At 60.0% G+C, this 22,985-nt stretch carries 26 protein-coding genes; 24 read left to right on the top strand and 2 right to left on the bottom strand.

Annotated features, from left to right (window positions below; genetic code table 11):
* Nucleotides 1-47 precede the first annotated feature (47 nt).
* The 19 genes from DIC66_RS16065 (at nucleotide 48) to DIC66_RS15975 (ending at nucleotide 19,284) form a co-directional block, all read left to right on the top strand.
* Nucleotides 48-1,136, top strand: coding sequence for a glycosyltransferase family 2 protein (locus tag DIC66_RS16065; protein WP_117179012.1), 1,089 nt, complete (start codon nucleotides 48-50; stop codon nucleotides 1,134-1,136).
* A 2-nt stretch (nucleotides 1,137-1,138) separates the two neighbouring features.
* Entirely contained in the window at nucleotides 1,139-2,011 is an 873-nt protein-coding gene (locus tag DIC66_RS16060) for a glycosyltransferase family 2 protein (RefSeq protein WP_158558921.1), read from the top strand.
* Between the two features lies 1 nt (nucleotide 2,012).
* Nucleotides 2,013-2,945: a glycosyltransferase gene (locus tag DIC66_RS16055; protein WP_117179008.1), complete on the top strand. Its 933-nt coding sequence runs from the start codon at nucleotides 2,013-2,015 to the stop codon at nucleotides 2,943-2,945.
* A 3-nt stretch (nucleotides 2,946-2,948) separates the two neighbouring features.
* Entirely contained in the window at nucleotides 2,949-3,926 is a 978-nt protein-coding gene (locus DIC66_RS16050; protein ID WP_117179006.1) for an NAD-dependent epimerase/dehydratase family protein, read from the top strand.
* Nucleotides 3,910-4,470 (top strand): sugar transferase, encoded by a 561-nt coding sequence (locus DIC66_RS16045; protein ID WP_117179004.1) that lies wholly within the window; start codon nucleotides 3,910-3,912, stop codon nucleotides 4,468-4,470. The genes DIC66_RS16050 and DIC66_RS16045 overlap by 17 nt, the downstream gene beginning before the upstream one ends.
* 11 nt (nucleotides 4,471-4,481) lie before the next feature.
* Nucleotides 4,482-6,341: a polysaccharide biosynthesis protein gene (locus DIC66_RS16040; protein ID WP_117179002.1), complete on the top strand. Its 1,860-nt coding sequence runs from the start codon at nucleotides 4,482-4,484 to the stop codon at nucleotides 6,339-6,341.
* A gap of 224 nt (nucleotides 6,342-6,565) precedes the next feature.
* Entirely contained in the window at nucleotides 6,566-6,775 is a 210-nt protein-coding gene (locus DIC66_RS16035) for a hypothetical protein (RefSeq protein WP_233505959.1), read from the top strand.
* Nucleotides 6,772-7,239: a hypothetical protein gene (locus DIC66_RS16030; protein WP_117178998.1), complete on the top strand. Its 468-nt coding sequence runs from the start codon at nucleotides 6,772-6,774 to the stop codon at nucleotides 7,237-7,239. Before DIC66_RS16035 ends, DIC66_RS16030 begins: the two co-directional genes overlap by 4 nt.
* 71 nt (nucleotides 7,240-7,310) lie before the next feature.
* Complete coding sequence (gene argB, locus DIC66_RS16025) at nucleotides 7,311-8,213, top strand: acetylglutamate kinase (protein ID WP_117178996.1); 903 nt, start codon at nucleotides 7,311-7,313, stop codon at nucleotides 8,211-8,213.
* A gap of 34 nt (nucleotides 8,214-8,247) precedes the next feature.
* Nucleotides 8,248-8,961 (top strand): response regulator, encoded by a 714-nt coding sequence (locus DIC66_RS16020; protein WP_117178994.1) that lies wholly within the window; start codon nucleotides 8,248-8,250, stop codon nucleotides 8,959-8,961.
* Complete coding sequence (locus DIC66_RS16015) at nucleotides 8,958-10,373, top strand: sensor histidine kinase (RefSeq protein WP_233505958.1); 1,416 nt, start codon at nucleotides 8,958-8,960, stop codon at nucleotides 10,371-10,373. The genes DIC66_RS16020 and DIC66_RS16015 overlap by 4 nt, the downstream gene beginning before the upstream one ends.
* 20 nt (nucleotides 10,374-10,393) lie before the next feature.
* Nucleotides 10,394-11,080, top strand: a complete 687-nt coding sequence (slmA, locus tag DIC66_RS16010) for a nucleoid occlusion factor SlmA (protein ID WP_117178992.1) — start codon at nucleotides 10,394-10,396, stop codon at nucleotides 11,078-11,080.
* Nucleotides 11,081-11,207: 127 nt separating this feature from the next.
* On the top strand, nucleotides 11,208-11,846 hold the full coding sequence (locus DIC66_RS16005) for a TetR/AcrR family transcriptional regulator (RefSeq protein ID WP_117178990.1): 639 nt from the start codon (nucleotides 11,208-11,210) through the stop codon (nucleotides 11,844-11,846).
* Between the two features lie 22 nt (nucleotides 11,847-11,868).
* Entirely contained in the window at nucleotides 11,869-13,665 is a 1,797-nt protein-coding gene (locus DIC66_RS16000; RefSeq protein WP_117178988.1) for an acyl-CoA dehydrogenase C-terminal domain-containing protein, read from the top strand.
* Nucleotides 13,666-13,706: 41 nt separating this feature from the next.
* Nucleotides 13,707-14,141: a DUF2147 domain-containing protein gene (locus tag DIC66_RS15995; RefSeq protein ID WP_117178986.1), complete on the top strand. Its 435-nt coding sequence runs from the start codon at nucleotides 13,707-13,709 to the stop codon at nucleotides 14,139-14,141.
* Between the two features lie 56 nt (nucleotides 14,142-14,197).
* A complete protein-coding gene (locus DIC66_RS15990) occupies nucleotides 14,198-16,615 on the top strand; it encodes a 3-hydroxyacyl-CoA dehydrogenase/enoyl-CoA hydratase family protein (RefSeq protein ID WP_117178984.1) in 2,418 nt (805 codons plus the stop codon).
* A 21-nt stretch (nucleotides 16,616-16,636) separates the two neighbouring features.
* On the top strand, nucleotides 16,637-17,833 hold the full coding sequence (locus tag DIC66_RS15985; RefSeq protein ID WP_117178981.1) for an acetyl-CoA C-acyltransferase: 1,197 nt from the start codon (nucleotides 16,637-16,639) through the stop codon (nucleotides 17,831-17,833).
* 30 nt (nucleotides 17,834-17,863) lie between these two features.
* Nucleotides 17,864-18,628 carry an enoyl-CoA hydratase gene (locus DIC66_RS15980; RefSeq protein ID WP_117178979.1) on the top strand — a complete coding sequence of 255 codons (765 nt, stop codon included), beginning with the start codon at nucleotides 17,864-17,866 and terminating at the stop codon, nucleotides 18,626-18,628.
* Between the two features lie 83 nt (nucleotides 18,629-18,711).
* Nucleotides 18,712-19,284 (top strand): TMEM165/GDT1 family protein, encoded by a 573-nt coding sequence (locus tag DIC66_RS15975; RefSeq protein ID WP_117178977.1) that lies wholly within the window; start codon nucleotides 18,712-18,714, stop codon nucleotides 19,282-19,284.
* On the opposite strand, the gene arfB is transcribed toward DIC66_RS15975, so the two are convergent.
* Complete coding sequence (arfB, locus tag DIC66_RS15970) at nucleotides 19,281-19,691, bottom strand: alternative ribosome rescue aminoacyl-tRNA hydrolase ArfB (RefSeq protein ID WP_117179104.1); 411 nt, start codon at nucleotides 19,689-19,691, stop codon at nucleotides 19,281-19,283. The two genes, DIC66_RS15975 and arfB, sit on opposite strands and share 4 nt — an antisense overlap.
* A 37-nt stretch (nucleotides 19,692-19,728) precedes the next feature.
* Here arfB and DIC66_RS23290 point away from each other — a divergent pair, with 37 nt between their 5' ends.
* From DIC66_RS23290 to DIC66_RS15955, 5 genes are read left to right on the top strand one after another with little or no spacing between them, the layout of a single operon-like run.
* Nucleotides 19,729-19,881 (top strand): hypothetical protein, encoded by a 153-nt coding sequence (locus tag DIC66_RS23290; protein ID WP_199534770.1) that lies wholly within the window; start codon nucleotides 19,729-19,731, stop codon nucleotides 19,879-19,881.
* Entirely contained in the window at nucleotides 19,878-20,357 is a 480-nt protein-coding gene (locus tag DIC66_RS15965) for a thioesterase family protein (protein ID WP_117178975.1), read from the top strand. Before DIC66_RS23290 ends, DIC66_RS15965 begins: the two co-directional genes overlap by 4 nt.
* A 33-nt stretch (nucleotides 20,358-20,390) precedes the next feature.
* On the top strand, nucleotides 20,391-20,846 hold the full coding sequence (locus tag DIC66_RS15960) for a hypothetical protein (RefSeq protein WP_117178973.1): 456 nt from the start codon (nucleotides 20,391-20,393) through the stop codon (nucleotides 20,844-20,846).
* Between the two features lie 3 nt (nucleotides 20,847-20,849).
* Nucleotides 20,850-20,975: a hypothetical protein gene (locus tag DIC66_RS23640; RefSeq protein ID WP_275405248.1), complete on the top strand. Its 126-nt coding sequence runs from the start codon at nucleotides 20,850-20,852 to the stop codon at nucleotides 20,973-20,975.
* 1 nt (nucleotide 20,976) lies between these two features.
* The gene (locus DIC66_RS15955; RefSeq protein WP_117178971.1) at nucleotides 20,977-21,444 is read left to right on the top strand and encodes a c-type cytochrome; all 468 of its coding nucleotides are present in this window, start codon (nucleotides 20,977-20,979) and stop codon (nucleotides 21,442-21,444) included.
* Nucleotides 21,445-21,456: 12 nt separating this feature from the next.
* Here DIC66_RS15955 and DIC66_RS15950 read toward each other — a convergent pair whose 3' ends face one another.
* Complete coding sequence (locus tag DIC66_RS15950) at nucleotides 21,457-22,971, bottom strand: tripartite tricarboxylate transporter permease (RefSeq protein WP_117178969.1); 1,515 nt, start codon at nucleotides 22,969-22,971, stop codon at nucleotides 21,457-21,459.
* Nucleotides 22,972-22,985: the final 14 nt, after the last annotated feature.

Here is a 22,985-nt window from a genome sequence, read left to right as displayed (position 1 = left end):
TTTCCGATACTGGCGACGTTTTGATTTGAAACACGAATTGGATTTGTATGGAGCCTATCGCTGTGATTGATCATGAGAATTTCAATACCTTTAGACCCCTTATATCAGTAGTGCTGCCAGCCTTCAACGCGGAACTCTATGTGCGTGAGGCTGTGGAATCGATATTGTCGCAGACTTTTGTAGATTTTGAGTTAATAGCTATCAATGATGGATCTCTGGATAGTACGGGAGATATATTGAGAGATATGAGTGTAAAAGACCCTCGAATAATATTTATCTCCAGAGAAAATAGAGGTCTTGTGCATTCGCTGAATGAGGGTATTGGTTTAGCGCGAGGCAAATGGATAGCTCGAATGGATGCGGATGACATATCTTTGCCCAATCGATTTGAAAAGCAAATCAATTGGTTGGAGCAACGAGGTGACGATTTGTGCGGGAGTTGGATCCGCTTTTTTGGCACCAGTGACAATCGAATAATTCGCCATCCACAATCTGATGCTGCGATTAAGATTAGTATGTTATTCGGTTCACCGTTTGCCCATCCCTCAGTGTTGATGAGGGCAGAACTCGCAAAGAAATTAAAGTACGATGATTTATGGGAGAAATGTGAAGACTACGATTTGTGGGAAAGGGCGGCAAGAGCGGGATGGAAGATGTCTAATGTCCCGGAGGTTTTGCTTAATTACCGCCAACATCAGACCCAGATTTCGATGTCTTCATTTGCGCTGCAACAAAAATTGACACAGGAAGTTCGCTTTCGCTACTGGAATCACATGTCCGCCCCATTAGGACTAGACATGAAATTGGTAGAAGATGTATGGCAAATGCGCGAGAGCGAACCTTATACATTGAATATGGATCATGTGGATTGCGTATTCAACATATTGCTGCGTTCAAGTGTAGGAGAAGCTAGGGAGGTATTGCTGGATCATATGACCAGGCTCTACCTACGAGTTGCTTCAAGCTATCCAGATATTGACTACAGATGGAGTCGATTGCATAAGTCTTTCGGCACTGGCGCCGGTTTAACGACCAAATTGATGCTGATGATAATTGCTAATTTTCGAATTCGTGCTGACAGCATGCTATTTGCTGGTTTGAAGCGCGCATTTTTGTCTCTGACATGGCGTGGGTGAAGTTGAAAGTCACATTCAAAGGTCAAGCATTGGAATTTGAAATGAGTCAGACCGGGTCTTTGGCGGTAGTTACTGCAATTATTCCGTGTTACCGGTGTACTGCGACACTGGAGCGTGCGGTCGCTTCTGTTGCTGCTCAATCGTTGGTCCCTGCTGAGTTGATATTAGTGGACGACTGCAGCGGTGACGATACGCGCTTATTGATGCAAGCAATTGCGGCCAAATACACGGCAGGTTGGATACGCACGGTACTACTTGACAAGAACATGGGGGCTGGAAGTGCACGCAACGCAGGTTGGGCAATCGCTACACAGCCCTACATTGCTTTTCTTGATTCAGACGATGCATGGCATCCTGAGAAAGTACGTATTCAACTGAATCTAATGTTGAACCAACCTGAACTTGCCTTGTGCGGTCATACACATCAAATTCTTTTGAAAGATGATTTGCCCGACTGGAAACTTCAAACCGATGGAGGCAAGTCGATCGCCAGGCCGATTTCCAAATGGCAATTACTTATTGCCAACCGTTTTGTGACACCCTCAGTCATGTTGAGACGGGACATCTCTTGCAGATTTTTAGAGGGACAGCGGTTCATGGAGGATCGTATGTTATGGCTTAATATAGTATGTTCAAACCAGAGGGTAGCCAGAATACCTGTGGCGCTTGCGGCAACCTATAAAAGCGGTTTTGGTCATTCCGGTTTGAGTGCGCAATGGTTGAATATGGCCCGTGGAGATTTTGGGAATTATCGACGCCTGCTGAATTCCAAGTATATTTCCCATATTGAATTCGCAGCCTTGAATCTGTTTTCCGCTATTAAATTCTTAAGGCGGTTGGTAATTCACAGATTTTTTTCGGACAAGTCAAGATAGTATGAAAAATGGTTATCCACGAATCGCCATCGCTTTGGCTGTTTATAACGGGATTCAGTATCTTCCGCAGCAGGTAGCATCCATACTGGGGCAAGAAGGTGTAGTAATAACGTTGTTTGTCAGCGTTGACATATCTTCTGACGGGTCGGAAGCATGGGTAAACCAGTTGGCAAGGACTGATGCACGGGTGGTAGTACTGCCTATGGGGCAGCGGTTTGGCGGTGCTTCTGCAAATTTCTTCCGGTTGTTGCGTGATTTGGATCTTTCCGGTTTTGATTATTTTGGCTTTGCTGATCAGGACGACATATGGGCAGAGTGCAAAATGGCACGTGCCTGCGAGCAATTGTTGTTGCAAAGAGGGGATGCCTACTCCAGCAACGTCACTGCGTTTTGGGCCTCTGGCAAGCAGGTCCTCGTCTACAAGGCCAACCCGCAGCGGCGTTGGGATTACTTGTTTGAGTCGGCCGGCCCGGGTTGCACCTACCTGATGTGCCTAAAACTGGCACTTGAATTGCAGAGTGCAGCGCGCAATCAAATGCAGTCCTTGAAAGAAGTGGTGTATCACGATTGGTTTACTTATGCATACGCACGCGCACACGGCTTCAAATGGATTATTGATGACTATTCTGGATTGCAGTATCGACAGCATGCGGGCAATCAGTTGGGTGCCAACACGGGTTTTTACTCATTTATGCGACGGTTCAATCAAGTCGTATCTGGTGACGCGCTGAATCAGGCGCGCGTGATAGCCCGAACGGCGTGTGGAACGGAGTCCCAATCGGTCAGTCGCTTGTTGGAAGGTCGGCGTTGGCATTTGTTGCAACTTGCGTTGCTTGCACCGCAGTGCCGTCGTACTCTGCGCGACCGGGTCTTCTTTTTTGCTTCCTGTGTCTGGTGCGCTGTGATCGGGGTTACTGGCGAATCGTCCAGTTAAGTAATGACGTCAAGAATACTGATCACAGGAGCCAGTGGCTTTGTAGGGCGAGAACTGGTTGCCCATTTGGCGAGCCAGTATGGCGTTCGTCTTCGACTGGCGTTGAGGGGGCATGCCACGCTGATAAAGCTCAATACACCTTACGAAACCGTAACGACGGGCGATATCGATGGACGAACTCAGTGGGATCTCGCTCTGGACGGGGTCGATGTAGTGGTGCATTTAGCAGCACGAGTGCACGTGTTGCGTGAGCATTCCCCAAATCCTGCACAGGCATTCCGGGATACCAACCTCCATGGCACGGTGCAACTGGCCAGAGCGGCATCGCAACGCGGAGTCAAACGCTTTGTCTTTATAAGCTCCGTAGGCGTGAACGGTTTTAAGACGGAGGCCCACAAACCTTTTACCGAGTGGCATAAGCCACAGCCTCACAATCCGTATGCCCAGTCGAAGTGGGAGGCTGAGCAGGCATTGAGGAAAGTAGCGCTGGAGTCTGGTATGGAATTTGTCATCATTCGTCCACCTTTGGTTTATGGGCCAAACGCTCCTGGAAATTTTTCCCATCTGGTCAGGGGGGTGCTGGCCCGCATTCCGCTGCCTTTGGCCGCGGTTCGAAACTTGAGAAGCATGGTTGGTCTGGACAATTTGGTGAACTTCATCGGGGTTTGCTGCATGCATCCACATGCCGCCAACCAAACCTTCCTGGTTTCCGATGGTCAAGATTTGTCTACCGTTGACTTGGTGAATGGTATCGCCAAGGGACTGCACAGCAAGGTTTGGTTTGTTCCGATTCCATTGTGGATCTTGGCAGTGGGGGCCGCGCTGTTTGGGCAAGGTGCGACTCTGCAGCGCCTGACCGGTAATCTCCAGGTGGATATTTCCAAGGCGCGTGACATGTTGGGATGGACCCCACCGATTTCGGTAGATGAAGGCTTACGAAGGGCAACCTTGTCATGGAAAAAAAGTGAAACGTTGCTTTGATGTTGCACTAGTAACAGTCGCTGGGGTTGTATTGCTACTGCCGTTGGTTTATACGGCAATTTTGGTCCGACTTAGTTCTCGCGGCCCCGTCCTCTATTGGTCCGACCGAGTAGGCCAACACAACCGTGTCTTCAAAATGCCCAAGTTCCGATCCATGCGGATTGGCACACCTGCGGTCGCTACCCATTTGCTGGCTGATCCAGCTTCTCACTTGACGCCCATAGGCAGCTTCTTGCGGAAAAGCAGTCTCGACGAGTTGCCCCAGTTGTGGAGCATCCTTAAAGGAGATATGAGCTTTGTAGGTCCGCGGCCCGCCCTCTTCAACCAGGCAGATTTGATTCAGCTGCGAACCGAGCAGGGTGTGCATAGGCTGTTGCCGGGCTTGACCGGATGGGCCCAAGTAAATGGCCGCGACGAAATTCCTATTCCGCAGAAAGTAGCACTCGACCGGGAATACCTTGAAAGGCAATCGTTTGGTTTTGACATGAAGATATTACTGCTGACTGCGGTCAAGGTCCTCAAGCGTGACAATGTCACGCACTAGACTTTAATGGAATGAACCAACGCATATTGACTTGGCCACGCGAGGTGAAGCAGCTCATCGTGCTGGCAATGGACGTACTCCTGGCCCTGGCCTCCACCTGGCTGGCCTTCGGCCTGCGTCTGGACGTCTGGGCCCGCCCGGTTGGCGCCCAGTGGTGGGTGTACCTGGTGGCGCCCGCCTTGGCCATCCCCATCTTTGTCCGCTTTGGCCTTTACCGCGCCATCTTCCGCTACACCGGCCAAGCCGCCTTGAATGCCACGGCCAAAGCGGTGTTGCTGTATTCCGTGCTGCTCACGGCCGTGCTGCTATGGAACCATTGGGTTGGTGTACCCCGCACCCTGGGTGTGCTGCAGCCCCTGATCTTCTTGATTCTTGTGGGCCTGAGCCGCGCCATGGCCCGCTTCTGGCTGGCAGGCCTTCCCCTGCTGGGTTCAGGACACACGGGCAAACTGCTGATCTACGGTGCCGGGACGGCGGGCGCCCAGACCGCCTCCGCCCTGCAGGTGTCGGGCCAGCTCAAGCTGATCGGTTTTGTGGATGACGACGCCAACATGGTGGGCCGCAGCATCAATGGCAAACCGATCTTCGCGGCCGACGCCCTGCTGTCACTCGTGTCGCGCCACGCCATCACCGACATTCTGCTGGCCATGCCCAGCGCCACGCGTGAGCGGCGCAACCAGATCATCCAGTCGTTGGAGAGCCTGCCGGTACATGTGCGCTCCCTGCCCAGCCTCTCGGACCTCACCTCGGGCAAGGTCACGGTGCAAGACTTCCGTGAACTGGACATCGAAGACCTCTTGGGCCGCGAGCCGGTGCCGCCGCGCACCGATCTGCTGGCCCGTGACCTGGCCGGACAGGTGGTGCTGGTCAGTGGCGCAGGGGGCAGCATTGGCAGCGAGCTCACACGCCAGATCGTTCAACAAAAGCCACGCCAATTGCTGCTGCTGGACCACAGCGAATTTGGCCTGTACAGCATCCACCAGGAACTCCAGGCGCAGTGCATCACCGAAGGGCTGGTGGTGGGACTGGTGCCTCTCCTGGCCAGCGTGTCCAACCCCGAGCGCCTGCAGGCCGTGTTCAATGCCTACCGACCCGCCACCGTCTACCACGCAGCCGCCTACAAGCATGTGCCCATGGTGGAAGACAACCCGGGTGAGGGCGTGCGCAACAATGTGTTTGGCACCTTGCACATGGCGCAGGCAGCCGTCAACGCGGGCGTGCACCGCTTTGTGCTCATCAGCACCGACAAGGCCGTGCGCCCCACCAATGTGATGGGTGCCACCAAGCGCATGGCCGAGCTGGTGCTGCAGGCCTTTGCGCAGGCGCATCCGCACACTCTGTTCTCCATGGTGCGCTTTGGCAATGTGCTGGGGTCCAGCGGCAGTGTGGTGCCACTGTTCCGCAAACAGTTGGCCTCCGGCGGGCCACTCACGGTGACGGATGCCGAGGTAACGCGCTACTTCATGACCATCCCCGAGGCAGCCCAACTGGTGCTGCAGGCCGGTGCCATGGGGCAGGGCGGTGACGTGTTTGTGCTGGACATGGGCCAGCCCATCAAGATCATCGACCTGGCGCGGCGCATGCTGCACCTCTCGGGCTTGAGCGAGCGCACGCCGTCCTACCCGCAAGGCGATATCGAGATCGCCATTACCGGCCTGCGCCCCGGCGAAAAGCTGTACGAGGAACTGCTGATTGGCGACAACCCCGAGCCCACCGAGCACCCGCGCATCATGAAGGCGCGCGAGCCTTTTTTGCCGTGGGCGGAGCTGCGAGGCGAGCTGCAGGGGCTGCAGGTGGCGGCCGACCAGAACGACGCGCCCGCCATCAAGGCCGTCTTCTTGCGCCACGTGCAGGGCTACCAGCCAACTTAAGGGCCACGCGAATTGAAACCAACGCGCTTTGATTTCTGTAGCCTTGGCCAGCTGTAACAACCGCCACAGTAAAATCGGGCTTGTGTCCCGCAGCAAGTGAACTTCGGATTGCCCATAGTGGCAAAAAACCTATGCGCCTATCCTCTGACCAAGTCCAGGCAATTCGCTCCGCAGCCGTGAGCACGTTTGGCGATGGTGCGGCTGTCTGGCTCTTCGGCTCCCGCGTGGACGACGCAAAAAAGGGTGGTGACATTGATTTGCTCGTACGCCCGGCCTCGGCCGCAGCCATCGAACCCTTTGCCAAGAAAGTCCGTATGCTGACCTTGCTTGAACGTGCGCTGGGCGAACGCAAAATTGACCTTGTCGTTGAACAACCAGGCGATGAGCGCTCCATAGTCACAGTGGCCCATGCCACGGGAGTTCAAATACTATGACGCCCACACCTGAACTGCTGGCCATGCAGCAAATCCACGCCGTGTGCCTTGGTCACGTTGAGGCTCTGACGGATGCGTTGCAGGATATGCAAACACGCGCACTCAACCCAGAAGAATATGCCAATCTGAGCAAGGCTGATCGCCGCTTGGTGGATCAGTTCGCCTACCGCTACACCCGTCTGCAAGACGATTTGGGTGCCCGTTTGATACCTGCTGTGCTAAACGCCTTGGGCGAAGACGTTCGGTCCATGTCGGCTGTTGACCGCTTTGGCCGTTTGGAGCAACTCGGATGGCTACCCAGTGCCGACCAGTGGCTTGCCCTGCGACAAGTCCGAAACCAGTTCGCACACGAGTACCCGGACAGCTCTGTCGAGCGTTTTGAGCGACTTCAGATGGCCACCGAAGCAGCAAGGCAATTGCTGTCTATCGTCGAACTTTTTAATCAAAAAATTCAAGCGATCTAGAAATCCAACCTTTACACAAGTGCGCCACAGGGCTGCCGCTGCTTTGAACGAATTTCCTTCCATATCCACCCATGACAACACCCCCCGCATCCCCCACACCAATCGCCAACCACGACAAAGCCGACATCCTGGCCCAGGCGCTGCCCTATATCCGCAAGTTCCATGGCAAGACCATGGTCATCAAGTACGGCGGCAACGCCATGACCGACCCGGCCCTGCAAAAGGCCTTTGCCGAGGACGTGGTGCTCTTGAAGCTGGTGGGCATCAACCCGGTGGTGGTGCACGGCGGCGGCCCGCAGATTGAACAGGCCCTGAAGCGCCTGGGCATGAAGGGCGAGTTCATCCAGGGCATGCGCGTGACTGACGCCCCCACCATGGAAGTGGTGGAGTGGGTGCTGGGTGGCGAAGTGCAGCAGGACATCGTGGGCCTGATCAACCAGGCCGGTGGCAAGGCCGTGGGCCTGACCGGGCGCGATGGCGCCATGATCCGTGCCCAAAAACTCAAGCTGCATGACAACGCAGACCCCAGCATCGAGCATGACATCGGCCAGGTGGGCGACATCGTCAGCGTGGACCCGAGTGTGGTGAAGGCCTTGCAGGACGACGCCTTCATCCCCGTCATCAGCCCCATCGGTTTTGGCGAAAACAACGAGAGCTACAACATCAACGCCGACGTCGTGGCCGCGAAACTGGCCACCGTGCTGCATGCCGAAAAGCTGCTGATGCTGACCAACATCAGCGGCGTGCTGGACAAGCAGGGTCAGTTGCTCACCGACCTCACAGCCCGGCGTATCGATGAACTGTTTGCCGACGGCACCATCTCGGGCGGCATGCTGCCCAAGATCGCGGGCGCGCTGGATGCTGCCAAGAGCGGTGTCAACGCGGTGCACATCGTCGACGGGCGCGTGCCCCATGTGCTCTTGCTGGAGATCCTGACCGAGCAGGCCTTCGGCACCATGATCCGCTCCCATTGACCATGGCCCCCACACCGCACCGCAACGGATTTCCATGAGATTGCTGCTCGTAGAAGACGACGTGCTGGTTGCCAGCGGCATCAAGCTGGGGCTGTCCAACGCCGGTTACGCGGTGGACTGGGTGGGCAGCGCCGAGCGGGCGCTGGAGGTGACGCAGGCCGACGCCTTCGACATCGCCGTCATCGATATCGGCTTGCCGCTGATGGACGGCCTGGCACTCACACAGGCGCTGCGCGAGCAGGGCCACAGCATGCCGGTGCTGATACTCACAGCGCGTGACGCATTGCAGGACCGTGTGCAGGGTCTGGACATGGGCGCTGATGACTACATGGTCAAGCCCTTTGAGTTGCCCGAACTGCTGGCACGCTTGCGGGCCCTGCTGCGCCGCTCGCAGGCCGCTACCACGTCGGTGCTGCGCTTTGGCTCGTTGGAGTTGGACATGGCACTGCGCCAGGCGACCTTCCATGTAGCCACACCAGGCGCCGATGGCGCGGCTACATCCACGCGCCAGCCCATGGAGCTGGGGCCCCGTGAGTGGACGGTGATGGAATACCTGATGCTGCAGGCTCCCAAACCCGCCAACAAGGACAAGCTGTTGCAGGCCCTGACCGGCTGGGACAAGGAGATCACACCCAACGCGGTGGAGGTCTATATCTCGCGTCTGCGAGCCAAGCTGGAGCCGCATGGCATAGCCCTGCGTTCCATTCGTGGTTTTGGCTACCGGCTGGAGCTGGTGGGCGCCGATTGACACCGGCGCCTGTTGCCATTGCTGGCGCTCCAGGTCTGCAACAGCGCCTGCTGCTGCTCTTGCTGGTGCCCCTGCTGATACTGGCTGCACTGAACACCTGGTTTGACTACCAGCTGGCCGACACGCCAGCCATACAGCAGGACCGGCAGTTGCTGACCCTGGTGCCCCAACTGGCTGATTCCATCAAGGCGCAAGGCGCCTGGCCACCGCAGATTCCGCGCCTGCACATGGCTCCAGAGGTTGCCGATTTTTTGGCCGTACGCAAAGGACGGTCTGCCTACGCCGTTCTCAATTCCGACGGCAAGGTGCTTTTGGGTGAGCCCTGGCTGGGGGACTATCCGCCCGACACCTATGAGCCCGAGTTTTCCAGTGAGGAATACAAGGGTGTGGTCTACCGCATTGTCAGCCAGCGTGTCATAGGTTCTGCCGGTGAGTTGACCGTGCGTCTGGCCGATGGAGCCAGCGTGCGAACGCAGTGGCTGCGCCGGTTGTGGTTCAAGGTGATATTGCCCAATCTGGTACTGGCAGCGGGTGCCGCCTTTGCCGTCCACTGGGCTGTGCGCCGCGCCCTGCGTCCCCTGTTGGCACTGAAGGACGCCGTGGAAGGCCGCTCGCCGCGTGACCTCTCGCCACTGGATGCAGCAGGCTCGCCCGACGAAGTGCGGCCCCTGGTGTTGTCGCTCAACCGCCTGTTTGATCTGGTGAACGCGCAAGCCGAGAGCCAGCGCCGCTTTGTGGCCGATGCTGCGCACCAGTTGCGCACACCCTTGGCCGGCTTGCAAGCCCAGGTGGAAGCCTGGGCCTTGCCCGAGACGGACACCATCACCCTGCGTTCTGACCAGATCCGCAAGCTGCGCGATGCCACGCGCCGCACCTCGCAGTTGGCCACCCAACTGCTGGCCCTTTCACGGGCTGACGCACGCACCAGTCTGACCGAGCCTGCCCAAGCCGTCGACCTCAAGCCGCTATGCGAGCAGGTGCTGGAAGAGTTTCTGGACGCTGCTGCTGTCAAGCAGATAGACCTGGGGCTGGAGGCCCAAGACGTGCGCGTCAATGGCTATGCCTGGCTGCTGCGTGAGCTGCTGGCCAACCTGGTGGACAACGCCGTGCGCTACACCCCCAAGGGCAGCCATGTCACCCTGCGTTGTGGCTTGCGCAAGGCCGTAGGAAGTCCCGCAGCGCAGGCCTTCGTGGAAGTCGAAGACGACGGCCCCGGCGTGCCTCCAGAGGAGCGGGCCCGCATGCTGGAGCGCTTTTACCGCCTGCCCGGAACACCGGGTGAGGGCAATGGCCTGGGCTTGGCCATTGCCGATGAGATTTCGCGCGTGCACCACAGTCAGTTGCAGATTGGTGCCGGAGCCGGGGGCCGGGGCCTGCGTTGCACGCTGCTGCTGGAGCCTGTGCGAGAATGAATCAACCACCCCCAAGCACCATGCCCGACGACCCGACCGCAATCGAAAACCAGGAGGCAGCGCTGCCTGTTGGGTTGCCGGTTGCGTCACAGAATGCCGATCCGGCACCTGCGCGCAAACGGCCCAAGCCGGGTGAGCGGCGCATCCAGATATTGCAAACCCTGGCAGCCATGCTCGAACAGCCCGCAGGCGAACGCATCACCACCGCAGCCCTGGCCGCGCGGCTGGACGTGAGCGAGGCGGCACTCTACCGCCACTTTGCCAGCAAGGCCCAGATGTTCGAAGGCCTGATCGAATTCATCGAGCAGTCGGTGTTCACGCTGGCCAACCAGATCGTGGAGCGCGAGCAGCCTGAAGGGACAGGCGCCGGTGCGCGCCAATGCGCCATCATCATCAGCATGCTGGTGCAGTTTGCCGAGCGCAACCCGGGCATGGCCCGCGTGATGGTGGGGGACGCGCTGGTATTTGAAAACGAGCGCCTGCAACAGCGCATGAACCAGTTCTTTGACAAGATCGAGGCCACCTTCAGGCAGTGCCTGCGCGCCGGAGCAGATGCCGCATCCCTGACGCCCACCATCGATGCACAGGTGCGCGCGGCCGTGCTGGCGGCCTTTGTCACCGGCCGGCTGCAGCGCTTTGTGCGCTCGGGCTTCAAGCGCCTGCCCTCGGAACACCTGGACAGCAGCCTGTCCGTCATGCTCGGGTAAACCCGTGGCACAAATAGAAGCCCCAGCCTAGAACAGGCGGGCTTTGACCGGGTTTCGGCGAAATACTGCAAAATAGCACGGTCGTTCTATTTTGTTGGTGTCCCTGCCAGCGCAACCCCAAACACACATGGTTACCTCTTCCGCCAGCTCACCGCGCGCCATGCAAAAAGGCCAGCAGACCAAGGCCACGATCATCGAGGCCGCGCTTGGCCTGGCCACCCAGATCGGTCTGGAGGGCTTGAGCATCGGCGCCATTGCCGAGGTTACGCAGATGAGCAAGTCGGGCGTATTCGCCCACTTCGGTTCGCGTGAAGAGCTGCAAATCTCCGTCATCCGCGAGTACTTCAGCCGCTTCGAGCAGGAAATCTTCTACCCGTCCCTGCAAGCCGATCGCGGATTGCCACGCGTTCGGGCCCTGTTCTCCAACTGGATGAAACGCGTGGCGGTGGAAATCCAGTCCGGCTGCATCTTCATCAGTGGCGCTGCGGAGTTTGATGACCGGCCCGGCCCGGTGCGCGACGCCCTGGCCAGCTCGGTGCAGACCTGGATGCAGGCCCTGCACCGCGCCATCGAGCAGGCCCAGGAATGCGGCCAACTGCGGGTGGATGCTGACCCGCAGCAGATTGCCTTTGAAATCCACGGTCTCATTCTGGCGCTTCACTATGGGGCGCGTTTCCTGAAGAATCCAGGTTCGCTGGAGCGCGCCAACACCGCCTTTGCCAACATCCTGGTGCGCTATGGCGCACAGGTTTCCCAACCCGCTTGACGTCTTTTCAGGAGCCACCACCATGCCCACTTACACCCCGCCCCTGCGCGACATGCAGTTTGTGATGCACGAGTTGCTGCACGTCATGGACGACCTGCAGCAAATCCCCAAGCATGCCGAGCTGGATGCCGACACGGTGAACGCCGTGATGGAAGAGGGCGGCAAGTTTGCCTCCGAGGTGCTGCAGCCCCTGAACCTCAGTGGCGACATGGAGGGTTGCAGGCGTGATGCGGCTAGCCACGCCGTCACCACCCCCAAGGGCTTCAAGGAAGCCTACCGCCAGTACATAGACGGCGGCTGGGCGGCTCTTGCCTGCGACCCCGACTTCGGCGGACAGGGCCTGCCGCTGGTACTTAACCAGATGTTTTACGAAATGCTCAACAGCGCCAACCAGGCCTGGACCATGTACCCGGGCCTCACGCACGGCGCCTACGCCGCGCTGCGCGAGCACGGCACCGACGCGCAAAAGCAGACCTATCTGCACAAGATGACCAGTGGCGAGTGGACCGGCAGCATGTGCCTGACCGAGCCGCACTGCGGCACCGACCTGGGCCTGATGCGCACCAAGGCCGAGGCGCAGGGCGACGGCACTTACAAGATCACTGGCACCAAGATTTTCATCAGCGCCGGTGAGCACGATATGGCCGACAACATCATCCATCTGGTGCTGGCACGCCTGTCAGACGCGCCCCCCGGCATCAAAGGGGTTAGCCTGTTCATCGTGCCCAAGTTCCACGTCAAGTCCGATGGCTCGCTGGGCGCGCGCAACGGCATCTTCTGCGCGGGCCTGGAAGAAAAGATGGGCATCCACGGCAACTCCACCTGCCAGATGGTCCTGGACGGCGCAGTGGGCACGCTGGTGGGCCAGCCCAACAAGGGCATGCAGGGCATGTTTGTGATGATGAATGCCGCGCGCCTGGGCGTGGGTAACCAGTCCCTGGGCCTGACCGAGGTGGCGTATCAAAACGCACTGGCCTATGCCAAAGACCGCATCCAGATGCGCGCCCTCACGGGCCCCAAGTCCAAGGACCAGGCGGCCGACCCCATCATCGTGCACCCCGACGTGCGCAAGATGCTGCTCACCGCCAAAGCCTATGCCGAAGGCGGCCGTGCCCTCATGACGTTTTGCTCCATGCTGCTGGAAAAAGAGCACTACCACCCCGATGAAAAAGTGCGCAAAGACAGCGGCGAGATGCTGGCCCTGCTCACCCCCATCGTCAAAGCCTTCATCACCGACAATGGTTGGACCGCCACCTCCGGCTGCCTGCAGGTGTTTGGCGGCCATGGCTATATCAAGCAAACCGGCATGGAGCAACTGGTGCGCGATGCCCGCATCAACATGATTTACGAGGGCACCAACACCATCCAGTCGCTGGACCTGCTGGGCCGCAAGGTGCTCTCCAACAACGGCGCCACGCTGCGCAAGTTTGGCAAGCTGATTGGCCAGCTGGTGGAAGAAGAAGGCGTGAACGAAAAGATGGCCGAGTTCATCACCCCCATTGCCATCCTGGGCGACCAGATGACCAAGTTCACCACCGAGATCGGCTTCAAGGCCTTCCAGAATCCGGACGAAGTGGGCGCGGCTGCTGTGGACTACCTGCGCGTGGCCGGCCACATGGTGTTTGGCTACTTCTGGGCGCGCATGGCGCAGGTGGCCTTGAAGGAAATTGCGTCGGGCAACACCGACACCTTCTATGTGGCCAAACTGCAGACGGCGCGCTTCTACTTTGCCAAACTGTTCCCTGAAACGGCCACGGCCATGCGTACCGCACGCAGTGGCGCGCGGGTGCTGATGGATACCGATGCGGTGTTTGCCTGAATTTTCTTGAATCGTGCATGCATAACAACGAGGAGAAACCTATGAAACGCCTTGCAGCTACTGTGATTCTGGCCCTCTCGGGCGCCTGTGCCATGGCGCAGATGACGCCCGTGGGCCTGTGGAAAACCATTGACGACGATGGCAAGACCGAGAAGTCGCTCGTACGCATCACCGAGAGCGGTGGCGTGCTCACCGGCACCATCGAAAAAATCTTCGACCCCGCCAAGCAGGACGCCAAATGCGAAAAGTGCACCGATGACCGAAAGGACAAACCGGTGCAGGGCATGGCCATCATCCGCAATGTGCGCCAGGATGCCGATGACAAGACGATCTGGACCGGCGGTGAAATCCTGGATCCCAACAACGGCAAGACCTACAAGACCCGCCTCAAACCCGTGGACGGTGGCAAGACCATGGAAATGCGTGGCTACATCGCTTTTATTTACCGCACCCAGGTGTGGCAACGCGTGGAATAAAGCGCGCGAGCGGCGCCCCATCGCGGGCGCCAAAGCAAACAACCAAGGAGTAATGTGTGAGCCGTTTTCAAGTTCGTAAAGTCGCCGTGCTGGGCGCCGGTGTCATGGGTGCGCAGATTGCTGCGCACCTGGTCAACGTCAAGGTGCCTGTAGTCCTGTTCGACTTGGCAGCGAAAGAGGGGCCGAAGAACGGCATCGTCATGCGTGCCGTCGAAGCCCTCAAGAAGCAAAAGCCCGCACCCTTGGGCGTGAATGAAGATGCCGTGTTGATCCAGCAGGCCAACTACGAGGAGCACATGGACGTGCTGCTGGGTTGCGACCTGATCATCGAGGCCATTGCCGAGCGCATGGACTGGAAGCTCGATCTGTACAAGAAGATTGCGCCCTTCATCGCGCCCCACGCGATCGTGGCCTCCAACACCTCGGGCCTATCCATCACCCAGCTGAGCGAGGCGCTGCCCGAGGAGATCAAGCCGCGCTTTTGCGGCATCCATTTTTTCAACCCGCCGCGCTACATGGCGCTGGTGGAGCTGATCAACACCCCCACTACCGAGCCCCACATCCTCGACAGCCTGGAAACCTTTGTCACCAGCACCCTGGGCAAAGGCGTGGTGCGCGCCAAGGACTCGCCCAACTTCATTGCCAACCGGGTAGGCATTGCCGGCATGCTGTCCACCATGAAGGAGGTGCAGAACTTCGGCCTGACCTACGACGTGGTGGACGACCTTACCGGAAAGAAGCTGGGCCGCGCCAGTTCGGGCACATTCCGCACTGCCGACGTGGTGGGCCTGGACACCATGGCCCATGTCATCAAGACACTGCAGGACACGTTGAGCCTGCAGTCCGATCCCTTCTATGCCAGCTTCGCCACCCCCGACGTGCTGAAAGACCTGCTAGAGATGGGCAACCTGGGCCAGAAGAGCAAGGCCGGTTTCTTCAAAAAGGTGGGCCGCGACATCCTGCGCTTTGACCCCGTAGCCAAAGACTATGTGCCCGGCGGCGAAAAGGCCGACGAGGTCTATGCCCGCATGCTCAAAAAGCCGGCGGCCGAGCGCCTGCAGTTGCTGCGCAATGCCGAGGGCGCACAGGGCCAGTTCCTCTGGGCCATTCTGCGCAACAGTTTCCATTACGCAGCCATCCACCTCGCGGCCATTGCCGACAACGCCCGCGATGTGGATTTCTGCATGCGCTGGGGCTTTGGCATGAGCCAGGGCCCGTTCGAGCTCTGGCAGGAAGCGGGCTGGTTGCAGGTGGCACAGATGGTCAAGGCCGATATCGAGGCGGGCAAGGCGCTGTGCAACACACCGTTGCCGGACTGGGTGTTCAGCGGCCCGGTGGCCGAGGCCGGTGGCGTGCACACGCCGCAGGGCTCCTGGAACCCCACTACGCAGCAGTTTGTGCCGGTACGCCATTTGCCGGTGTACGCGCGCCAGCACTTTCCCGAGAGCGTGCTGGGTGCGCAAGCACCCTCGGCCAAGACCGCGGGCAACACCGTGCAAGAAGACGAGCACATCCGCCTGTGGACCTTGGGTGCCCCTGGAAGTGCAGAGGCCGATGTGCTGATTGCCAGCATCAATACCAAGATGCACACCATTGGCCCGGGCGTGGTCGAGGGCCTGTTGCAGGCACAAGAGCTGGCCGCGAATGACTACCAGGGCCTGGTGATCTGGTCGCCCGACGAGATGTTCTCCGCTGGAGCCGACCTGCAAGGCATGTTGCCGACCTTCATGGTGGGCGGCGCCAAAGCCATTGAAGGCATGGAAGCCGAGATGCAGCAGGCCATGCTCAAGCTGCGCTACTCCAATGTGCCGGTGGTCTCAGCCATGCGCGGCCTGGCACTGGGCGGCGGTTGCGAGCTGGCGATTTACTCCAGCAAACGGGTTGCCGCCATGGAGAGCTATATCGGCCTGGTGGAAGTCGGTGTGGGCCTGGTGCCTGGTGCCGGAGGGCTCACCTACATTGCCCGGCGCGCCGCAGAAAACGCGGCCGCCTCCACAGGCAAGGACTTGCTGCCCTTCCTCACCGAAGGCTTTACCGCAGCCGCCATGGCCAAGGTGGGCACCAGCGCGCTGGAATCGCGCAAGCTGGGTTACCTGCTGGAGAGCGATGTCATCGTGGCCCACAAGGATGAGTTGCTGTTTGTGGCCATCAACGAGGCCCGCGCCATGGCTGCATCGGGCTACCGTGCGCCGCACAAGCGCCTGTTCCCGGTGGTCGGGCGCAGTGGCTCGGCCACCATCAAGGGCTCGCTGGTCAACATGCGCGACGGCGGCTTCATCAGCGCGCACGATTTCCATATTGCCTCGCTGATTGCAGAGGTGGTCTGCGGCGGCGATGTGGATGCGGGCACGCTGGTCAGCGAGGAGTATCTGATGACGCTGGAGCGCCGCGCCTTTGGCACGCTGCTCACCAACCCCAAGACGCAAGAGCGCATCATGGGAATGATGTCCACCGGCAAGCCGGTTCGCAACTGATTGAGCTACCGAAAGACTGTCATGAAACAAGTACAAGACGCCTACATCGTTGCCGCCACGCGCACGCCCATTGGCCGCTCGCACCGCGGCTACTTCCGCAACACCCGCCCGGACGATTTGCTGGTCAAGGCCCTGCACGCCGTGCTGGCCCAGGTCCCCTCGCTGGACCCGCAGGCCATTGAAGACTTGATCTGCGGCTGCGCCATCCCCGAGGGCCCGCAAGGCCTGAACATCGCGCGTGTGGGCGCGGTGCTGGCAGGTCTGCCCACCAGCGTGGGCGGCATCACCGTGAACCGCTTTTGTGCCTCTGGCCTCTCGGCCATCCAGATGGCTGCCGACCGCATCCGTGTGGGCGAGGCCGATGTGATGATCGCTGCCGGTGTGGAGAGCATGAGTATGGTGCCCATGACCGGCAATTCGCCCTCGTTCTCTCCCCTGATGTTTCAAAACGACGAGAACATCGGCATTGCCTATGGCATGGGGCTGACGGCCGAAAAAGTCGCCCAGCAGTGGAAGGTCAGCCGCGACATGCAGGACGCCTTTGCCGTGGCCTCGCATGCCAAGGCACTGGCAGCGCAAGCACGTGGCGACTTCACGGCCGAGATTACCCCGGTGGAAGTGGTGGACCGCAGCGCCAACCTGGACACCGGTGAGGTGATGGAAAAGCGCCGCACCGTGTCCATGGACGAGGGCGCGCGCGCCGACACCTCGCTTGAAGGCCTGGCCAAGCTGAAAACTGTGTTTGCCGCACGCGGCTCGGTGACGGCGGGCAACAGCTCGCAAACCTCGGACGGCGCCGGTGCCCTGATTCTGGCCAGCGAAAAAGCGGTCAAACAATATGGCCTGACACCGCTGGCGCGCTTCGTATCCTTCGCCAGCAAAGGCGTGCCGCCGCACATCATGGGCATAGGCCCCATTGAGGCCATCCCCGCAGCCCTGCGCTATGCGGGCCTCAAGCAGGACGACATCGACTGGTTCGAGCTCAACGAGGCCTTTGCCGCGCAATCCCTGGCTGTGATGAACACCCTGGGCCTGAACCCGGACAAGGTCAACCCGCTGGGCGGCGCCATTGCCTTGGGCCACCCCCTGGGCGCCACCGGCGCCATGCGCGCGGCCACCGCCATCCACGCCCTGCAACGCAACAAGCTGCGTTACAGCATGGTCACCATGTGCGTGGGCATGGGCCAAGGGGCTGCCGGTATATTCGAGCGGGTCTAGTCCAGCACCAGCCTCACAGGAAAATCCGACATGCAAGAAATTTTGATCGACAGCACCGACGGCGTCATGACCATCACCCTGAACCGGGTGGAGAAAAAGAATTCCTTCACCAGCGCCATGTATGCGGCCTGCGCCGATGCGCTGGAGCAGGCCAAGGCAGACGCCGCCGTGCGTGTGGTGGTCATCCAGGGCCATCTGACCGTGTTCAGCGCGGGCAATGACATCACCGACTTCTTGAACAACCCCACGCCCGGACTGAACGGGCCAGTGCTGCGTTTTATCCGCGAACTGGTGACCTTCCCCAAGCCCCTGATTGCGGCCGTCTGCGGCCCGGCCGTGGGCATAGGCACCACCATGCTGTTCCATTGCGACCTGGTCTATGCCGGTGACAACGCCGCCTTTGCCATGCCCTTTGTCAACCTGGGTGTCTGCCCCGAGGCTGCGTCCAGCCTCTTGGTGCCCCAGATGATGGGCTACCACCGCGCCGCCGAGGCCCTGCTGCTGGGCGAGCCCTTCATGGCCGAGGCCGCGCTCGAGGTGGGCCTGGTCAACCGCATCGTGCCGCCCACCGAGGTCAATGGCCTGGCGCAGGCACAGGCCCGTAAGCTGGCTGCCAAGCCCTTGAGTTCCGTGATGGCCACCAAGCGCCTGATGAAGCAAGGCCAGATGGAGCAGGTGCTGGCCGTGGTCAGTGAAGAAGCGCAAAGCTTTGGCCGCATGATGGCCGAGCCCGCCGCGCGCGAGGCCTTTGGCGCCTTTCTGGAAAAGCGCAAGCCGGATTTCTCCAAGCTCTGATGGCACGGCAGGGGCGTTGACAGGGCGCATGCCTCGTCAGCCCCTGTTGGCGAGCCAAGGCAGGTCGTCCCTACAATCGCCAGATGGAAGCCCTTATATTTTCAACTGGCGTAGTCGCCCTGGCCGAGATCGGGGACAAGACCCAGTTGCTGGCCTTCATCCTGGCCGCACGTTTCAAGAAGCCTTTACCCATCATTGCCGGCATTTTTTGCGCCACCGTGGTCAACCATGGCCTGGCCGGTGCCCTGGGCGCCTGGATCACCTCCATGGTCACGCCCGACACCTTGCGCTGGGTGCTGGGCCTGTCCTTTCTGGGCATGGCCGTCTGGACGCTGATTCCCGACAAGATCGAGGAAGAAGAAACCAAGATCGCCGGCCAGCTCGGCGTGTTCGGGGCCACCCTGGTCACTTTCTTCCTGGCCGAAATGGGCGACAAGACGCAGATCGCCACCGTTGCCCTGGCCGCCAAGTTCAGTGACCCGATCTGGGTGGTGGTGGGCACCACCCTGGGCATGCTGGTGGCCGATATCCCGGCCGTGTTCGTAGGCGACCGCTTCGCCGCCAAGATCCCGCTTAAGCTGGTACATGGCATTGCCGCGGCCATGTTTGCGGTGATGGGGGTGCTGGCGCTGTTGAACGTGGGCAATCTGCTTTAGTCGTGTAGCCCGGCTTTGCCACGCGTGGCCTTGATACCTGACCTCTGACTCTTTCCCTCCAGCCTGCGCACCTTGGAGGCGCGCGTGGGCTTGGTGGCGCGGCGCACGCGCGGTGGTGTGGCTACGCTGTTGACGAGTTCGTGCAAACGGGCAAAAGCGTCTAGCCGGTTCATGTCCTGGGTGCGGTGCTGCTGGGCCTTGAGGATGAGCACGCCATCCTGTGTGATGCGGCTGTCGTGCAGGCACAAGAGGCGCTCTTTCACATCGTCTGGCAGGCTGGAGGCGGGGATGTCAAAGCGCAAATGGATGGCGCTGGAGACCTTGTTTACGTTCTGGCCGCCCGCGCCCTGTGCGCGTATGGCGGTCACGCTCACTTCGTCTTCTTTGATGGTCAAGGGCACTGGCATACTGTGGGTATTCTTAACCACATTGAGGGCAAGCACCATGGCCAAAGGTCAACAAAAAACCAACAAGGAAGCCAAGAAGCCGAAGAAGGACAATTCGCCTCCCAAGCCCGCATCCTCCAACGCCGGCGAGCCGGTGCGCCCCACGGTGACCACCTATGTGGCGCCGCGCGGCAAGATGAAGGACAAGTGAAAGCTGCTCCCGAGCCGCTGGCCTTTGAGCCTGAATACATTCAGGCCCTGACCCGCATCTTTGAAGAAGACATTGTTTTCAACCGCACGCTGGGTCTGAAGATCACCTCGATTGCGGCGGACACAGTGACCGGCAGCATCCAGATGCGCCACGAACTGGTGGGCCACCCCAGCTACAACCGCATCCATGGTGGTGTGATCAGCGCGGCACTGGATGCCTTGGGCGGCATTGCGGTGCTGGCGGCCATCGGTGCGCGCCACATGGACGAATCGATCGAAGCGCGCCTGCACCGCTTTGCCAAGCTGGGCACCATCGACTTGCGCGTGGACTACCTTCGCCCGGGCATTGGCGAGCATTTCAGCTTGCGCGCCGAAGTGATGCGCCTGGGTTCGCGCGTGGCCTCCACCCGCATGGAGTTTTTGGGCTCGGATGGCCGGCTGTTGTCCACCGGTTCTGCGGCCTATATCGTTTCTTGACCTCTGCTTTGCACAGGCACCTGATAATCGGGCATGAGCAAATTTGACACCGGCAGCCTTGCGCGCTTTGTTTGGCGCGTGGAATTCATCCCCTATGTGGTTTTCACCGTGATCGGGGCTGCAGTCATCTACGTGCTGGGCGGCGTTGGCCTGAACGCCTGGCGCAATGGCAGCCTGATTCCGCCGCCCACCAAGCTGCAGCGTTACGACTGCAGCGCACCGCTCGGCAACTTCTCCGTCTACTACCTGCATGGTACTGACCGCGTGCAGATCAAGACCGCCAACGGCCTGCTGGACGGCACGGTTCAGCAGAACCGTTTTGACTGGCAAGGCTTTGCCAATGACCGCAGCTTGCTGGGCTTTGCGCCACCTTCGGAGATCGTGTTTGACAATGCCAAGACCCTGCGTGTGTCCGGACCGGACCTGAAGGATGTGGTGTGCACCAGCACGGCCGAGGCGGGCAGCGAGCGCCGTGCCATTGTCCAGTAAGCCATGGAACCCAAGGAACACAAACCCCGCTTTGGCCGCCTGCTGCTGGTGTGCGCGCTGGCCGTGGCCTTCTGCGGTTTTACCGTGTGGTTTGCCAGCACCTACCTGACGCATTGCTGTGCGCCCTGACATGCCTTATCTGAAAACCGGCTTCGCCCTGCTGTTGTGCCTGGGCTTGTGTGTGCCCCTGAGCGGCTGCTTCGAGCCCATCAAGGACACCCACCCCGACCAGGTGCTGACCAAGCGGCGCGCCCTGTTCAAGCAGTTCACCCGCACCCTGGAGCCCATGGGCCTGGTGGCCAGTGGCCGCAAGGAATACAAGCCCGATGAGTTCCTGGCCATGGTGCAGGATCTGGAGAAGCTGTCCACCAAACCCTGGGTGTACTTTCCGACCGATGGCAATTACTCGCCCACACGCGCCAAAGAGGCGGTGTGGAGCCAACCCCAAGCCTTCAAGGCGGCCCAGGACCACTACCAAGCCAGTGTGCAGGCGCTGCTGCTGGCAGCGCGGACTAGCCAATTGGAGCCGGTGCAGCAGGCCATGGATAAGGTGATCAACAGTTGCAAGGCCTGCCACAAAGACTTCCGTTACGAATAGTCCCTTTGGGGCTTAGAGTGCGCGCACCTTGGAATGGGCACCGCGCGACTTTTCCAGATGCGCCAGTACCCGCGGAATCAGCAGCACCGCCAGCACCACGCCCAGCAGGGTGAGTGACATGGGGCGCTCGATGAAGATGCTCCAGCGGCCCTCGCCAATGGACAGCGCATTGCGCATTTGCGCCTCGGCCAGCGGCCCCAAAATCATGCCCACAATCACCGGCGCCGTGGGCACGTCAAAGCGCCGCATCACCACGCCCAGCACCCCAATTGCGTACAGCAGCAGCAAATCGAAACTGCTCTGGCGCATGCCGTACACGCCCACCGTGGCAAAGATCAGAATGCCCGCGTACAGCTGCGGCTTGGGGATCTTGAGCAGCTTGACCCACAGGCCCACCATGGGCAGGTTCAGGATCAGCAGCATCACGTTGCCGATATAGAGCGAGGCAATCAGCGCCCATACCAGCGTGCTGGAGGTCTCGAACAGCTGCGGGCCGGGCTGTATGCCGTAGTTCTGGAAGGCCCCCAGCAAAATGGCGGCGGTGGTGGAGGTGGGAATGCCCAGGGTCAGCAAGGGCACCAGTGTGCCGGTCACGGCGGCGTTGTTGGCCGCCTCCGGGCCGGCCACGCCTTCAATCGCGCCTATGGTGCCAAACTCCTCGGGGTGTTTGGAGAGCTTGCGCTCCAGGCCATAACTCAAATAGGTGGGGATCTCGGTGCCGCCCGCCGGTATGGTGCCAAACGGAAAACCCAGCAGCGTGCCGCGCAGCCAAGCCGGCCAGGAGCGGCGCCACTCGGTGCGGCTCATGTGCACCTGGCTCATGGGGTTTTGGGACTCTTTGGTTTTGCCCTCGAACAGCACCGCATGCAACGCCTCGGCCACGGCAAACAGGCCCACGGCCACCAGCACGATTTCGATGCCGTCCATCAGCTCGGTCACGCCCCCGGTGTAGCGCACCTGGCCGGTGATCTGGTCCATGCCGATCAGGCCGGCGGCCAGGCCCACAAACAGCGCGGTCAGGCCGCGCAGCGTGCTCTTGCCCAGCACCGAGCTCACCGTGGTAAAGGCCAGCAGCATCAGGCAGAGGTATTCGGGCGGGCCCAGCTTGACGGCAAAGTTGGCCATCACCGGCGCAAACAGGGTCACCAGCACCGTGGCAATGGTGCCGGCCACAAAGGAGCCAATGGCGGCCGTGGCCAGGGCGGCACCGGCGCGGCCATTTTTGGCCATCTTGTTGCCTTCCATGGCGGTGACCATGCTGCCGGTTTCGCCCGGCGTATTTAGCAGGATGGAGGTGGTGGAGCCGCCATACATGGCGCCGTAGTAGATGCCGGCAAAAAAGATCATTGAGGCCGTCATGTCCACCTGGCTAGTGATGGGCAGCAGCATGGCCACAGCTACGGCCGGGCCTATGCCGGGCAACACGCCCACTGCCGTGCCCAGTGCGCAGCCGACAAAGGCCCATAGCAGGTTGACGGGCGTGCCCGCGGTGGCAAAGCCACCCATGAGTTGGTTCCACAAGTCCATGAAAGTGTTCCGAT

This window comes from Rhodoferax lacus (assembly GCF_003415675.1).
GTDB lineage: Bacteria > Pseudomonadota > Gammaproteobacteria > Burkholderiales > Burkholderiaceae_C > Allorhodoferax > Allorhodoferax lacus.
This window is presented reverse-complemented; position numbering and strand designations above follow the sequence as displayed.